Source organism: Acidovorax sp. GW101-11A03 (assembly GCF_059424825.1).
This window is the reverse complement of the sequence record NZ_JBWKZU010000001.1, coordinates 194,180-208,658: the sequence shown is the minus strand read 5'-3', so window position 1 is coordinate 208,658 and position 14,479 is coordinate 194,180. Positions and strand designations below refer to the sequence as shown.

Here is a 14,479-nt window from a genome sequence, read left to right as displayed (position 1 = left end):
AGCTACAAACACAATACCATCAGTCGCAGAAGGCCATTTTTTCTTGTATTACGGTAGCACACTGCCGACAGCCGGGCGCTCAGGCACACCTCGCCCGTCCCTGTGGGTCCTGCCCATGCAGGGACGCACACCATGACCGCCCCCGAAGCCGTGATTGCTTCGTACCTGGACCACATCCAGGACGAAGCGTATATCGAGGCAGCCCTGGCGCGCCATGGCGCGGCGGCGCTGGTGGATGCCGCCGTCCGCCTCGTGCGCAGCCTGGAGACGGAGCGCTTCGATGACGCTGTCCTGTTCATCCGTGATGTCTCCATTGGGCTTTTTCAGCAAGAGATCACGCTCGCATTTCGCACGCTGCTCCCCGGTTCGGGCCTGTTCGACGCGCTCGACCGATGCCTGCGCGCGCCCACTTTTCATCTGCGCAGCCAAGCGACCTACACGTTTGGAAAACTGAGCTACCCAGACAACGCGGAACGCCTCATCCGTGTTCTGGAGGAGCGGCGCGAAACAGACCCACTGCTGACACCCCAGCTCCTGTTCGAGATCCGCTGGCTGAAGTGGGACGACGAGGCCCACTGGCGGCGCATCCAGTGGCTCGCCGACGCGCCCGAAGGTGTCTGCCGATGGGCGGCGCTGCAGGCGATTGAAGACACAACCCCCTGCCCGCCCGGAGCCCCCATCGACGCGCTGCTGGCCACCCTGCAGCACGACCGTTTTGACTACCTCCGGGCCGAGGCTACCTGCTTGCGGAACACGTTGAACCGGCAAGCCCTCAAACCCCAAGAGCCAACGGCCGCTGAGCACTTTCAAGCGCTGCTACCCGGCAATGGACCGGCGGAGCAGGCCCCAGCCGACCACACGCCCATGGCGTTCCGCGACCTTTCCATCCGCTTCTGGCACCACCACTCCGCCGCCGACTACACCCCCGCCGACCTGCTGGCCTTTCTGGCACGGCAGGCGCCATCGCAGGGCGGGAGCACGGTCTGACCACCGGGAACCCGGAGAACAGCCCCCCGATCCAGGAACGGCTTGTCCCCCCTGCTGCCACCCCGTTGTCAGCAACTTCGCCTACGCTGCGCCCTGTCCGCAGCCCGCACACGCACCCCATGGCCACACGCTCTGTCCCCGCATTGCTTGAAGACATCCGCTTCCTCGGCGAAACCCAGTACGCCATCGTGCAGGCCGTGCGCGCCCTGGTGCTGCAGCCGCCGTTTGAAGCGCCTACGGAAGAGGTGAAGTACGGCGGCATTTTGTTTGCCGCGCAGGGGGTGTCCTTCTGCGGCGTGTTCGCCTACCAGGCGCATGTGTCGGTGGAGTTTGGGCAGGGTGCGCGCATCAGCGACCCCTTCGGCCACCTGGAGGGCGCGGGCAAGGGGCGCAGGCACCTGAAGCTGCGCTCCATCGACGACCTGGCGCACAAGCAGCTGGCGCAGTACCTGCCGATGGCGCTGGCGGCGGCACAGGAAAACAGCTAGAGGCCACCGCCCCTATTCCATGTTCTATGCTGGATCGGCGGGCAAGAGTCACGAACTTCGGTGGCGCGGTGCGGACACTGGCCCCCGTGCTGGCATAAGGTGAGCGACCCGGCCCCATCCATGACTCCGACTGCCATGCACACTGTCATCCGCCCTCTCGTCCTGTTCATCGCCCTCGCGGGCGGCTTGTTTTTTGGTGCACTGCTTGCGGTGTCGCTGGCACAGCCCGCATGGGTTGAGCAGACAGCCCGCACCATGATCCGGGCGCAGATCGAGAAAAAGACCGGCGAGCAGATCGCGGCACTGGATGCGCGCTTTCTCGATGGCAAGGCCCGCGCACTGCTGCGCGAAGGTGAACGCGAGATCGCTGCCGCGCGCAAGGCGCTGACCGATGGCCTGCCCGCGCGCATCGCGGCCATCGCCGCCGAGATGAGCATCCCCGACTGTGAATGCCGCAAACGCCATGCCGAGCGCATGCAACTGCGGCTGGGCAGCCTGCAGCAGATGCAGGCGCAGCTCTCGGACCTCATCCGCACGCAGTACCTGGACACGGCCGACCAGCTGCTGCGCGGGCTGCGCATCTTCAGCGGCGCCAACGCGCTGGCCTTTGCCCTGCTGGGCGTGGCCGCCTTGCGGCGTCCGGGCGCCCGCCTGCAGCTGCTGCCCGCCACGGCCACCCTGCTGCTGGCCACCCTGGCCACCAGTGGGATGTATCTGTTCGGCCAAGACTGGCTGCACACCATCGTCTTCGGCGACTACATGGGCTGGGCGCTGCTGGGCTACATTGCGCTGGTCTACGCATGGCTGTGCGACCTGCTGTTCAACCGGGCGCAGCTGACAGCGCACCTGCTCAGCAGCGCGGGTGGTGCTGTATCGCCGTGCTGACCCACCATTCACCCGCAGTCCATCACTCCCTCATTTTTTACCCATGCGCATCGCTTTTGTCTCCGACATCCACGGCAACCTCGCGGCCCTTGAAGCTGTGGCGGCCGACATCGCCCTGCACGGTGCCGACCGCGTGGTGAACCTGGGCGACAACCTCTCGGGCCCGCTGCTGCCGCGCGAGACGGCGCAGTGGCTCATGGCATCGGACTGGCTCTCGCTGGCGGGCAACCACGAGCGCCAGGTGCTGCAGCTGCGCCCTGGCCACGGCGGCCCATCGGACCGGTACGCGCATGCGCAGCTCACAGAGACGGAGTTCACCTGGATGCGCAGCCTGACACACACCCTGCGCCTGGACGAAGACGTGCTGCTGTGCCACGGCTCGCCGCGCAGCGACCATGAGTACCTGCTCGAAACGCTGGACGGCCCCACGGTGCGCGCCGCCACAACGGCCGAGATCGACGAGCGCTTGGCAGGCCACTATGCGCCGCTGGTGGCCTGCGGCCACACCCATGTGCCGCGGCAGGTGCGGCTGGGGGCAGGCATCTTGCTGATCAACCCCGGCAGCGTGGGCCTGCAGGCCTATGGAGACGACCACCCTGTGGCGCACAAGGTAGAGAACGGCACGCCGGATGCGTGTTACGCCATTGCGGAGCGCACAGCCCAGGGCTGGCAGGTGGCGCACCACCGGGTGCCTTACAACCACGAGCCCATGGCAGTGCTGGCGCAAAAGAATGGCAGACCGGAGTGGGCCCACGCGCTGCGCACGGGACTCATGCCTGTGTGAAGAGTTGCGCGCGGTCAGCCGTGCACCGCACGGGAATCGGCGGGCGCCTGCGCCCGGTTGTTCATGCCGTAGTCACGCACCACCGCCGCCACGCGCAGCCGGTAGTCGGCAAACACATGGTCGCGCCCAGCCGCCTGGGTGCTGCGGTGCGCCTCCTGTTGGCGCCAGCGGGCCACGGCCTCCTCGTCGCGCCAGAAGGACAGCGACAGCAGCTTGCCAGGCGCGCTCAGGCTCTCGAAGCGCTCGATGGAAACAAAGCCGTCGATCTGCGCCAGCAGCGGCTTGAGCGCTGCGGCTGCATCCAGATAGGCACTGCGCTGGCCCGGCGCGGGCGTCACCTCGAAGATCACGGCCATCATGTGGCGGCCCCTTGCGGATGGGCAGGCAGGCCCAGCGTGCCTTCCACGGCCTGGGTGAAGGTGCGCTCCTCGCGCAGGATGAAGCGTTTCTCCTGTGCCATCGCAAAGTTGGCGCGGCCTTCGGGGTCGGCGCGCAGGCGGGTGCGGTAGGCCTCGTAGGCGGCCAGCGAGTCAAAGCCGATCAGGCCCCAGGCCTCGTAGTTGCTACCTTCGTGCGGCAGGAAGTAGCCCAGCAGGTGGCCGCCGCAGCGGGGAATGATCTGGCCCCAGCGGCGTGCGTATTCGGCAAACGCCTCGCGCTGGAAGGGGTCGATGTCGTAGCGGATGAAGCAGGTGATCATGGTGTTCAGACGTTGTGGGTGGACAGGGCTTCACGATAGGCGGTTGACGGCCCTCAATGGTTCGCCCAAGATCGAACCATGAAAGACGGCCCCCACATCGCGCGCATTGCCGCGCTCATCGGCGACAGCGCACGCGCCGAAGTCCTCACCGCCCTGATGGCCGACCGCGCACTCACGGCCACCGAACTGGCCGACATCGCGGGCGTGACCAAACAGACCATCAGCGCCCACCTGGCCAAGCTGCTCGATGCCGGTTTGCTGACGGTGGAAAACCAGGGCCGCCACCGCTACTTCCGGCTGGCAGACCGGGACGTGGCGCAGCTGCTGGAGTCCCTGATGAACGTGGCCTTCCGCGCCGGTGCCGTGCGCCTGCGCGCCAGCCCGCGCGAACCGGCCCTGCGGCGTGCCCGCGTGTGCTACGACCACCTGGCAGGCGAGGTGGGCGTGCAGTTGCACGAGGCGCTGCTGCGCCAGGGCTACCTGCACGCTGCCGACGACGGCCTGGCCGTGACGCCAGCGGGCGCCGAGTGGTTCGCCCACCAGGGCATCGACACCACCGCAGCCGCACGCCAGCGGCGCATGCTGTGCCGCCCCTGCCTGGACTGGAGCGAGCGGCGCCACCACCTGGGCGGCGCCTTGGGCTCGGCATTGCTGCAGCGCCTGCTGGAGCGCGGCTGGGCACGGCGCGACAAGGATTCGCGGGTGCTGCATTTCTCCGCCGAGGGCGAGCTGGCCCTGCGCGCCTGGCTCGCGCCCGCTGCGGGCGAGGCCGCCAGCAATGAACCACCCCGCCCCCTTGCGGCGCGAGGCCGGTCCGGCCGATGAAAACCTTGGCACTTTTTCTGGCCACCGCCCTGGCCGAGATCGTGGGCTGCTATCTGCCGTGGCTCTGGCTGCGCCAGGGCAAGCCGGTGTGGCTGCTGCTGCCTGCGGCTGTGAGCCTGGCGCTGTTTGCCTGGCTGCTCACGCTGCACGACACCGCCGGGGCAGGCCGCGTGTATGCGGCCTACGGCGGCGTCTACATCGGCGTGGCGCTGGGGTGGCTGTGGGCCGTGGATGGCATCCGGCCCACGCCGTGGGATGTGGCGGGGGTGCTGGTGGCGCTGGCGGGCATGGCGATCATCATGTTCCAACCCATGGAGTGAACACCCCCTGAGTCGCCTTCGGCGCCTCCGCCCTGCCTGCGGGAGAGGGCACGGGCCTGCACCGCGCCAGTCTCGAATGCTGCAGCGCCCGGGCCTCAGTTCACCTTGATAAGGCGCCAGTCAATGCGGTTGTCCGGCCGCTGCACCAGCTCCACGTTTTTCTTCATGGCCCAGGCCAACATCTGGTTGTGCAGGGGGATGTGGGCCACGGTGTCGTTCTGCAGCTGCAGGCCTTCGGTCAGCAGGCGGTTGCGCACGGGCTGGTCGGTTTCGGTCTTCACGCGGTCCACGATGTAGTCCATGCGCTCGTTGCTGTAGCGGCCCAGGTTGTAGTTGCCGTCACCGCCCGTGGTCTTGGTGCGGACGAGGGACTGCAGGGTGTACAGCGCGTCGAAGGTGGGCACCCCCCAGCTGAGCAGTGCAATGCTGGCCTCGTGCCGCTGGGCCATGGGGTAGTAGGTGACCGCCGGCAGCGTGCGCAGCTTGGCCTTCACGCCGATGCGCGACCACATGGAGGTGATCGCCTGGCACAGCTCTTCGTCCTGCACGATGGCGTTGTTGCTGCAGGCAAAGTCCACCTCGAAGCCGTCCTTGTAGCCCGCCTCGGCCAGCAAGGCCTTCGCGGCATTGGCGTCAAAGGGCAGACGCTTGTCCACGGCTTCCGTCCAGCCATTGACCAGCGGCGACACCATGGCCCCGGTGGGCTTGGACATGCCGCGCATGGTCACGCGCTGCAGGGTGGCACTGTCGATGGCCTGGTAGAGCGCCTTGCGCACGCGCAGGTCCTTGAGCGGGTTCTTGCCCTTGATGTTGCTGCCCACCAGCTCGTCGCGGAACTGGTCCATGGCGAGGTACACGGTGCGGTTCTCCACCATCTCCATGACCTTGAGATTGGGGTTGGCCTTGATGCGGGCCAGGTCCTGGATGCTGGTGTCACGCACCATGTCCACCTCGCCCGACAGCAGCGCGGCGATGCGCGTGGCTTCGGACTTGATGGGGGTGTAGGTGATTTCGGTGACGTTGCCCTCGGCCTTGCCCGCATTCCACCAGTGGGGGTTGGCCGTGAACACGAGCTTCTGGTCGGGCACCCATTCCTTGAGCACAAAGGGCCCGGTGCCCATGGCATTGCGGTGGGAGAAGGTTTCCTCCTTGGCCTTGATGTCCTTGGGCTCCACCGAGTTGTTCTTCTCCGCCCAGGCCTTGCTCATCACGCGCAGCTCGGTGAGCTGGTTCAGGATGACCGGGTTGGGGTTCTTCAGGAAGATGTCGATGGTCTCGCCGTCCACCTTGGCGATGCGGTCCATGCCCTGGGTGTAGATGGAGTAGGTGGAGGTCCGGCTCATCGCGCGCTGCAGCGAATAGACCACGTCATCGGCCGTCATGGCCGAGCCGTCGCTGAACTTCACCCCCTGGCGCAGCTTCACGCGCAACTGCGTGGGGCTGACCTGCTGCCACGAGGTGGCCAGCAGCGGCTCGACCTTGAGCGTGCGGCTGTTGAACATCACCAGCGACTCGTACACCGCCGCATGGATGCCGTTGCCCAAGGCGCTGTTCTGCGAATGGATGTCCATGGTCTGGATGTCGCTGGAGCCTGCCCACTTGAACGGTTTTGCCGACCCTATGGCGGGCATCATGCACACCAGGGCTGCCACCAGTGCGGGGGCAGATAGCAGTGAGGAAAAATCAAAACGCAAGGGCATACAAGGCTCCAAAATGTTAGTAGCACGCAATGTGCAATATCTCTCCTCTCCTGCAGATATGGAAATCCCTCGGTTGGTGCTACCTGGTGAGGGTGGAAGGGTCTCTGGTGGCATCTACATGCCCTCAACCAACGCGCCATACGGCCCATTACATCTCTTACACCCTGACCAAGGGGTTTCACGGCCAGAATCGCCGCTCCTCCCGCCGCACGACCTCAACCCCACCATGCCTGGGCATCCCCTCCGCACTGTCTTTCGATTGACCGCCATTGCGGCCGCCGCACTTCTCCTTGCTGGGATTGCCACGCTGGGCTACCTCTTCTCCGAGGAGGACTACGTGACAAGGCCTGGCTCGCCTGTTTACTACCTGGGAATCTCTTCGCTGGTCCGCGACATACAGGTGCCGGATGGCGCTCAGAGCCGCGAATATTTCGGCTCTGTCGGCGACGGGAACAAGCCAGCCCAATCACAGCTGAGCTTCAAGGTACAGCCTGAAGCCGCCGACGCGGTCTGGGACCAGATGACTCAGCAACTACAGAAGCTGGCACTGCATTCCGTGAGTACGGCAGGCAATGAATCAACGGCTGTTGTCAGCAACAAGAACACCGTCTCCCCGGGAATCCGGGAAGCACAGTACACCTCCGAAAAGCATGACCTGATCTTGCTGACCACCTACCAGGACAACGATGCAGGCACACCATCGATCCGCTTTGAAATCACTCACTTTGATTGATTCGCTCTAGACGCAGGTGACACGCGGCACCCCTCTTCCCTTTTACCTCCTCGTTGAACATCCATGTCATCTCGATCGGACATTCCTAATCGCCTCATCTATACGTGCAATTGCGGCTGGATCGACATAGGTCACCTGGTTTCGGTCGAGAAACCGGCGAACCGCCATGCGAGTGCAAGCTATCTTTGGAAGGACGTCTCGCTCGAGCGAGGCCTGCAGGTCGCAGGCCGGCCGGATCACCATCTCGTGATGTACCGGCAGGGAATGCGAAAGTTCGGCCTCTCTCGCGACTTCACAAAGTTCTACTTCATCCGCAAGGGTCTGCCGCTGGCCACCCAACGCTCGGTGGCGCTGGCCATCTTCAAAGAAGTGTCGATGGGATTCGAGGATGTCCAGGCCTCGCTCTCTGCCTTTACAGACAGTGGTTTCAGCGAAGAGGATCTGGTGTCAAACCTTCTTGGCTTCTATGTGGCTGTCTTGGGCAATGTGGATTGGCGCAACCATTGCAAGCCAGTGTCGGCAGAAGCTTCCCGCGTCGTCTGGGACACCCTGGGCCCCGTGGGTTCACGCAAGAACCGCCAGTTTGTTCCCAAGCTACATGCCTGCGAAGAGTGCAAGACCAAGCACCACATCACCCAGCCTCAGTTTCCGCCCATTTTTTCGTCCATTCGTCCAGCCCAGCAAGGCGCGGACTTCTTCGAAGCAACGGAGGCCACGCCCGGCCTGCCTGTGCCGGTGCACATGCTGTCTACTTTGTTTGTCTGAAGGGTCATGGGCCTGGCCGCGCTGCGCCACGCCCCGTCGTGCTCCATCGCCACGATTGCGCTGTCCAGCCCTACCGCCAGCACTACGGCGGTAAGACCGGGTAGCGCACGCCATCGCGCTCAGCGCCGATCTGCAGCAGGTTGATCACCCCCATCACGTCGTCCACCAGCCACACGGCTTTCTCCAGCGCCTCGGCCTGCGCCTGCGACTGGACACAGCCCATCAGTGTCACCAGCCGCCGCTCGCCCAGCACCCACACGCTGGTGTCGTCAAAGCGGCCATCCTGCTGGATGTAGCGCTGCACGCGCGGGATGATCTCGGCGTCGTACAGGTAGGAGTTGGGCAGGCGGCAGCGCCCCACGCGGTGGCAGCTGCCGCCGTGCTGTGATCGCACATGGGCGAGCTCACGCACCTCGGCCTCGGTGTAGAGCGGGCCTTCGGGCACGGGGCAGTGCGGGATGGCGCGGGTGACCTGCACGAAGGGGTCGTTGAAGGCGTTGGTGCGCGCCTGCACAGGAGCGCCATGCTGGGCGCTGGCCGACGACACAGCGAGAACAGTCAGCAGGGACAGGAGCGCACCCCGCAACCCGCCCGATTCGACACTGTGCATGCAGAGCCCTCCTCCCATCATGACCCCCAGCGTTGCACCGCACGCCCGGCCAGTTAGGCTGCAACGCGAACAGCTATCAATTCAATAGCAAACAAGCAGCAATGGACGCACGGAGACGGCCATTTTCTTCCATATTTTTACCGGTGCGCCACAGATATCCCAAGTGGCACCTCGGCTTTGGCCGGGCGCCTACGATCCCACCCACATGCACCGCAACGACCTGATCGTCCACCGCCCCGAAGGCCTGTACTGCCCGCCTGGCGACTTCTACATCGACCCCTGGCGGCCGGTGGAGCGGACCGTGATCACGCACGCCCACTCAGACCACGCACGCATGGGCTCGGCCCACTACCTGGCACACGAGGGCAGCGCGGGCACGCTGCGCAACCGGCTGGGGGCGGACATCGCACTGCAGACGCTGGCCTACGGCGAGACCATCGACCACCATGGCGTGCGCCTGTCGCTGCACCCTGCGGGCCATGTGCTGGGCTCGGCCCAGGTGCGCATCGAACATGGCGGCCAGGTGTGGGTGGCCTCGGGCGACTACAAGCTGGAAGACGATGGCACCTGCCCGCCGTTCGAGCCGGTGCGCTGCCACACCTTCATCACCGAATCGACCTTTGGCCTGCCCATCTACCGCTGGCCGTCGCAGCCCGCGCTGTTTGCCGACATCAATGCCTGGTGGGCGGCCAATGCGGCGGCGGGCAAGGCCAGCGTGCTGTATGCGTATGCCTTCGGCAAGGCGCAGCGGCTGCTGCACGGGGTGGATGCCAGCATCGGGCCCATTGTGGTGCATGGGGCGGTGGAGCCGCTCAACGCCGTGTACCGCGCGGCCGGTGTGAACCTGCCGCCCACGCTGCGGGTGACGGACCCGGGCCTGACCAAGGCGGACCTGAGACGCGCGTTGGTGCTGGCCCCGCCCTCGGCTGCGGGCACACCGTGGCTCAAGCGGTTTGGCGAACACTCCGACGCGTTTGCCAGCGGCTGGATGCTGGTGCGCGGCGCACGCCGACGCCGGGGCGTGGACCGGGGCTTTGTGATGAGCGACCACGCCGACTGGCCCAGTTTGCAGAAGGCCATTGGCGCCACGGGCGCGGAGCGCGTCATCGTGACGCATGGCAGCACGGCCGTGATGGTGCGCTGGCTGTGCGAGCAGGGGCTGGACGCCCAGGTGTTCGCGACCGAATACGGTGCCGATGACAACGAGGACGATGCAGGGGCTGCGCCGGCAGCTGGCAGCGAGTCCGCACCCGAAGGGACGGCATGAAGGCCTTTGCCCAGCTGTTCCAGGCGCTCGACGCCACCACCGCTCAATCGGCCAAACTCGCAGCGCTGGTGGCGTACCTGCGTGCTGCACCGCCCGCCGATGCGGCTTGGGCCACCTACTTTCTGGCAGGCGGCAAACCGCGCCAGATGGTGCCTACCAAGCGCCTGAAGGCGCTGGCCCAAGAGGCGGCCGGGTTGCCCGAGTGGCTGTTTGAAGAAAGCTACCAGGCCGTGGGCGACCTGGCCGAAACCCTGGCGCTGCTGCTGCCGCCACCTGAGCAGCCCACCGAGCTGACACTGGCCGAATGGATGGCCCAGCTGCTGCTCCTGCGCGCCCTGCCGCCCGATGAAGCGGATAACCGCCTGCGCACGCAATGGGACAGGCTGGCGCCCGAGCAGCGCTTTGTGTACTTCAAGCTCATCACCGGCAACTTCCGCGTGGGGGTGTCGCGCCTGCAGGTCACACAGGCGCTGGCCACCGTGAGCGGGCTCGACCCCAAGCGCATCGCGCACCGGCTGATGGGCTACACGCAGATCGGGCGGCAGCCGCAGGCCAGCGACTACCAGGCGCTGATCGCGCCGGTGGACGACGATGCCAGTACGCCGGATGCCGCCGATGCAGGGCAGCCCTACCCGTTCTTCCTGGCCCACCCGTTCAACCAGCCCGTGGCCGAGATGCCCGCACTGGTGGGCACACCCGGCGACTGGCTGGTGGAGTGGAAGTGGGACGGCATCCGTGCGCAGATCGTACGACGGGGCGGTGCCGTGTGGATCTGGTCGCGCGGGGAGGAGCTGGTGACCGACCGCTTCCCCGAACTGGCCGAAGCCGCGATGGCGCGGCTGCCCGATGGCACGGTGGTCGATGGCGAGATTCTGGTATGGCTGCCCGATGAGCCCCAGCCCCGCCCCTTCGCCGACCTGCAAAAGCGCCTGGGCCGCAAGACGCTGACCCCCAAGCTGCTGCGCGAGCTGCCCGTGGTGCTGGTGGCCTACGACCTGCTCGAACACGCCGGCCAGGACTTGCGGCAGGAGCCGCAACAGGCCCGCCGCGCGCTGCTGGAAGCGGTGCTGCAGCCCCCCGACGCCATCGCAGAACCCGTAACCCCACCCACCCTGCGTCTGAGCACGCTGCTGCATGGCCCCGACTGGGCCGACCTCGCGCGCCAGCGCGAGGCCGCGCGCAGCATGGGCACCGAAGGCTTCATGCTCAAGCACCGCAGCGCGCAGTACGGCGTGGGCCGCACCAAGGATGTGGGCGTGTGGTGGAAGTGGAAGATCGACCCCATGAGCGTGGACGCGGTGCTCATCTACGCCCAGCGCGGCCATGGCCGCCGCGCCAGCCTGTACACCGACTACACGTTTGCCGTGTGGACCGGGCCGCAGGACGACCCGCAGCGGCAACTGGTGCCGTTTGCCAAGGCCTATTCGGGCCTCACGGATGCCGAGATTGCGCAGGTGGACGCCATCATCCGCAAGACCACGCGCGAGAGCTTCGGGCCCGTGCGGAGCGTGGACGCGACGCTGGTGTTTGAGCTGGGCTTCGAAGGCATCGCAAAGAGCCCGCGCCACAAGAGCGGCATTGCCGTGCGCTTTCCGCGCATGCTGCGCTGGCGGCAGGACAAGCCCGTGGCCGAGGCCGATACCTTGCAAACGCTGATGGCGCTGCTGCCCGGGCAGGACGTTGCGACATGAGCACCATCCGCCGCCCGCGCAAGGCCCTGACCCCAGTGGCACCGAGTGCCGCAGCCGCCTGGATGGCGGCGCGGGGCTGGCAGCCCTTTGGCTTCCAGCACGACGTGTGGCGCGCGATGGGCGAGGGCCGCTCGGGCCTGCTGCACGCCACTACAGGCGCGGGCAAGACCTATGCAGTGTGGCTGGGCGCGCTGCAGCACTTGGCGCAAGCAGATGCTGCACCTGCGCCTGAAGAAGCCCCCAAAGTCCCCAATGCCCGCACCGCCCTGCGCACGCACCGCGCTGCGGCACCGCCCCTCACCGTGTTGTGGATCACGCCCATGCGCGCACTCGCTGCCGATTCGCTGCGCGCCCTGCAGGCACCGTTGCCCGACCTGGCCCCCACCTGGACCAGCGGCCTGCGCACCGACGACACCGCCAGCGGCGAGCGCGCTGCGCAAGACCGCCGCCTGCCCACGCTGCTGGTGACCACGCCCGAAAGCGTCTCGCTGCTGCTGGCCCGCGCCGATGCGCGTGAGCGCTTGGCCAGCGTGCGCCTGGTGGTGGTGGACGAGTGGCACGAGCTGGTGGGCAACAAGCGCGGCGTGCAGGTGCAGCTGGCGCTGGCGCGCCTGTCGGGCTGGAACCCGGCGCTGCAGGTGTGGGGCATGTCGGCCACGCTGGGCAACCTGGAGGAGGCCCTGCACACCTTGCTGCCCCAGCCCTTGCCCAACGCACCAGGAGCACCGCCCGCCGTGCTGGTGCAGGGCCGCATCGACAAGCGGCTGGAGGTGCAGGTGATGCTGCCCGCGCGGGCCGACCGCTTTGCCTGGGCGGGCCACATGGGGCTGAGCCTGCTGCCGCAGGTGGTGCAGTCGATCGAAGCGGCGGCGTCCACTTTGGTGTTCACCAACACCCGGTCGCAGGCAGAGCGCTGGTACCAGGCGCTGCTGCAGGCGCGGCCCGACTGGGCGGGCACGATTGCGCTGCACCATGGGTCGCTGGGGCATGAGGTGCGCGACTGGGTGGAACAAGGCCTCAAGGCCGGGCAGCTCAAGGCCGTGGTCTGTACGTCCAGCCTGGACCTGGGCGTGGACTTTTTGCCGGTGGAGCAGGTCCTGCAGATCGGTTCGGCCAAGGGGGTGGCGCGGCTGTTGCAGCGTGCGGGCCGCTCGGGCCATGCGCCGGGGCGCTGCTCCAGCATCACGCTGGTGCCCACGCACAGCCTGGAGCTGGTGGAGGCCGCCGCCGCGCGCCATGCGCTGGCGCAGGGCCGCATTGAAGACCGGCACACACCGCGTGCCCCGCTGGACGTGCTGGTGCAGCACCTGGTCACCGTGGCGCTGGGCGGCGGCTTTGTGCCCGATGTGCTGCTGGCCGAAGTGCGCCGCGCCCCGTCCTACGCTGCCTTGGCCGACAACGACTGGCAGTGGGCGCTGCAGTTTGTGCGCCAGGGCGGCGCATCGCTGGCCACCTACCCGGACTTTCACCGTGTGGTGCCAGACGACGAGGGGGTATGGCGCGTGCCCGATGCGCGCCTGGCGCGCCGCCACCGCAGCAACATCGGCACCATCGTGAGCGACACCGCCATGCAGGTGCAGTTTGTGAGCGGCGGGCGCCTGGGGTCGGTGGAAGAGAGCTTTATCGCCCGGCTGCGCAAGGGCGATGTGTTCATGTTCGCAGGCCGCCTGCTGGAGCTGGTGCGCACCCAGCAGATGACGGCCTATGTGCGCATCGCCCCCAAGGGCAGCGCCGCACTGCCGCGCTGGAGCGGCGGGCGCATGCCGCTGTCGAACACGCTGGCCGATGCGATGCTGGAGCAGCTGGCACAGGCCGAGCGCGGCGAGTTCTCCACGCCCGAGATGCGCTGCGCCCAGCCGCTGCTGGCGCTGCAGCAGGCCTGGTCGGCCCTGCCCACACCCAGCCGCCTGGTGGCCGAGACCCTGCACACCCGTGAGGGCTGGCACCTGTACCTGTACCCGCTGGCGGGCCGCCTGGTGCACCTGGGCCTGGCCGGGCTGCTGGGCTGGCGCGCATCGCAGCAGGTGCCCAACACCTTTTCCATCGCGGTCAACGACTACGGGCTGGAGCTGCTGTCGGCCAAGCCAGTGGACTGGCCCGCGCTTCTGCCGCGCCTGATCGGCGAAGGCACGCACACCACCGCGGGTCGCGGGCTCGAAGAGGAAGTGCTGGCCAGCCTGAACGCCACCGAAATGGCGCGCAGGCGCTTTCGCGAGATCGCGCGCATTGCCGGGCTCATCTTTCAAAGCCACCCGGGCGAGCAGCGCAGCAGCCGCCAGCTGCAGGCCTCGTCGTCGCTGTACTACGACGTGTTTGCCCAGTACGACCCGGGCAACCTGCTGCTGGCCCAGGCCCGTGCCGAGCTGCTGACCAACGAACTGGACATGGAGCGACTGGCCCGCACGCTGCGCGGCATGCAGGCGCAAACCCTGTCCATCCATGCACTGGAACGCCCCACCCCGTTTGCCCTGCCGCTGATGGTGGAGCGCTTTCGCGAGCGCCTGAGCACCGAGACCCTGGCCGACCGGCTGGCGCGCATGGTGCAGGCGCTGGAGCAGGCGGCCGACGCCACCACGGGCACCCACCTTGCGCAGCACCCTGTGCAATCCACGGACATGGCGTGGGACCTCCCTGAAGGCTCCGCCACCCCGGCACGGCGCACGCGCCGAGACCCGGCCGGGGACAGCCCTCGTCGCGCCCGCAGACGCCACGGATTCTGAGCAC

At 67.2% G+C, this 14,479-nt stretch carries 15 protein-coding genes; 11 read left to right on the top strand and 4 right to left on the bottom strand.

Annotation, left to right across the window (positions count from 1 at the left end):
- The first annotated feature begins 132 nt into the window (after positions 1-132).
- The 4 genes from AC07Z7_RS00940 to AC07Z7_RS00925 all read left to right on the top strand — a co-directional run bounded on the left by AC07Z7_RS00940 (position 133) and on the right by AC07Z7_RS00925 (position 3,144).
- Entirely contained in the window at positions 133-987 is an 855-nt protein-coding gene (locus tag AC07Z7_RS00940; RefSeq protein WP_494765013.1) for a hypothetical protein, read from the top strand.
- 119 nt (positions 988-1,106) lie between these two features.
- Complete coding sequence (locus AC07Z7_RS00935) at positions 1,107-1,475, top strand: DUF1801 domain-containing protein (protein WP_494765012.1); 369 nt, start codon at positions 1,107-1,109, stop codon at positions 1,473-1,475.
- 135 nt (positions 1,476-1,610) lie between these two features.
- On the top strand, positions 1,611-2,360 hold the full coding sequence (locus AC07Z7_RS00930) for a hypothetical protein (protein WP_494765011.1): 750 nt from the start codon (positions 1,611-1,613) through the stop codon (positions 2,358-2,360).
- Between the two features lie 43 nt (positions 2,361-2,403).
- Positions 2,404-3,144 (top strand): metallophosphoesterase family protein, encoded by a 741-nt coding sequence (locus AC07Z7_RS00925; protein WP_494765010.1) that lies wholly within the window; start codon positions 2,404-2,406, stop codon positions 3,142-3,144.
- A 14-nt stretch (positions 3,145-3,158) separates the two neighbouring features.
- Here the strand turns inward: AC07Z7_RS00925 and AC07Z7_RS00920 are convergent, their stop codons facing one another.
- Positions 3,159-3,503 (bottom strand): antibiotic biosynthesis monooxygenase family protein, encoded by a 345-nt coding sequence (locus tag AC07Z7_RS00920; protein WP_494765009.1) that lies wholly within the window; start codon positions 3,501-3,503, stop codon positions 3,159-3,161.
- Positions 3,500-3,844: an NIPSNAP family protein gene (locus AC07Z7_RS00915; protein WP_494765008.1), complete on the bottom strand. Its 345-nt coding sequence runs from the start codon at positions 3,842-3,844 to the stop codon at positions 3,500-3,502. Before AC07Z7_RS00915 ends, AC07Z7_RS00920 begins: the two co-directional genes overlap by 4 nt.
- Positions 3,845-3,922: 78 nt before the next feature.
- Between AC07Z7_RS00915 and AC07Z7_RS00910 the strand changes: the two genes are divergently transcribed.
- Together AC07Z7_RS00910 and AC07Z7_RS00905 are read left to right on the top strand one after the other, a co-directional pair.
- Complete coding sequence (locus tag AC07Z7_RS00910) at positions 3,923-4,669, top strand: ArsR/SmtB family transcription factor (RefSeq protein ID WP_494765007.1); 747 nt, start codon at positions 3,923-3,925, stop codon at positions 4,667-4,669.
- The gene (locus AC07Z7_RS00905; RefSeq protein ID WP_494765006.1) at positions 4,666-4,989 is read left to right on the top strand and encodes a YnfA family protein; all 324 of its coding nucleotides are present in this window, start codon (positions 4,666-4,668) and stop codon (positions 4,987-4,989) included. The genes AC07Z7_RS00910 and AC07Z7_RS00905 overlap by 4 nt, the downstream gene beginning before the upstream one ends.
- Before the next feature lie 95 nt (positions 4,990-5,084).
- On the opposite strand, the gene AC07Z7_RS00900 is transcribed toward AC07Z7_RS00905, so the two are convergent.
- On the bottom strand, positions 5,085-6,620 hold the full coding sequence (locus tag AC07Z7_RS00900) for an ABC transporter substrate-binding protein (RefSeq protein ID WP_240515728.1): 1,536 nt from the start codon (positions 6,618-6,620) through the stop codon (positions 5,085-5,087).
- Here AC07Z7_RS00900 and AC07Z7_RS00895 point away from each other — a divergent pair.
- Together AC07Z7_RS00895 and AC07Z7_RS00890 are read left to right on the top strand one after the other, a co-directional pair.
- Complete coding sequence (locus AC07Z7_RS00895) at positions 6,559-7,422, top strand: hypothetical protein (RefSeq protein ID WP_494765070.1); 864 nt, start codon at positions 6,559-6,561, stop codon at positions 7,420-7,422. The two genes, AC07Z7_RS00900 and AC07Z7_RS00895, sit on opposite strands and share 62 nt — an antisense overlap.
- A gap of 63 nt (positions 7,423-7,485) precedes the next feature.
- Positions 7,486-8,187, top strand: a complete 702-nt coding sequence (locus AC07Z7_RS00890; RefSeq protein WP_094289975.1) for a hypothetical protein — start codon at positions 7,486-7,488, stop codon at positions 8,185-8,187.
- An 82-nt stretch (positions 8,188-8,269) separates the two neighbouring features.
- Here AC07Z7_RS00890 and AC07Z7_RS00885 read toward each other — a convergent pair whose 3' ends face one another.
- Complete coding sequence (locus AC07Z7_RS00885; protein WP_494765005.1) at positions 8,270-8,797, bottom strand: BON domain-containing protein; 528 nt, start codon at positions 8,795-8,797, stop codon at positions 8,270-8,272.
- 205 nt (positions 8,798-9,002) lie between these two features.
- On the opposite strand from AC07Z7_RS00885, the gene AC07Z7_RS00880 reads away from it, so the two are divergent.
- The 3 genes from AC07Z7_RS00880 to AC07Z7_RS00870 are packed head-to-tail and all read left to right on the top strand — an operon-like array spanning position 9,003 to position 14,475.
- On the top strand, positions 9,003-10,064 hold the full coding sequence (locus AC07Z7_RS00880) for a ligase-associated DNA damage response exonuclease (RefSeq protein ID WP_494765004.1): 1,062 nt from the start codon (positions 9,003-9,005) through the stop codon (positions 10,062-10,064).
- Entirely contained in the window at positions 10,061-11,755 is a 1,695-nt protein-coding gene (locus AC07Z7_RS00875; RefSeq protein ID WP_494765003.1) for an ATP-dependent DNA ligase, read from the top strand. The genes AC07Z7_RS00880 and AC07Z7_RS00875 overlap by 4 nt, the downstream gene beginning before the upstream one ends.
- Complete coding sequence (locus AC07Z7_RS00870) at positions 11,752-14,475, top strand: ligase-associated DNA damage response DEXH box helicase (RefSeq protein WP_494765002.1); 2,724 nt, start codon at positions 11,752-11,754, stop codon at positions 14,473-14,475. Before AC07Z7_RS00875 ends, AC07Z7_RS00870 begins: the two co-directional genes overlap by 4 nt.
- Positions 14,476-14,479 lie beyond the last annotated feature (4 nt).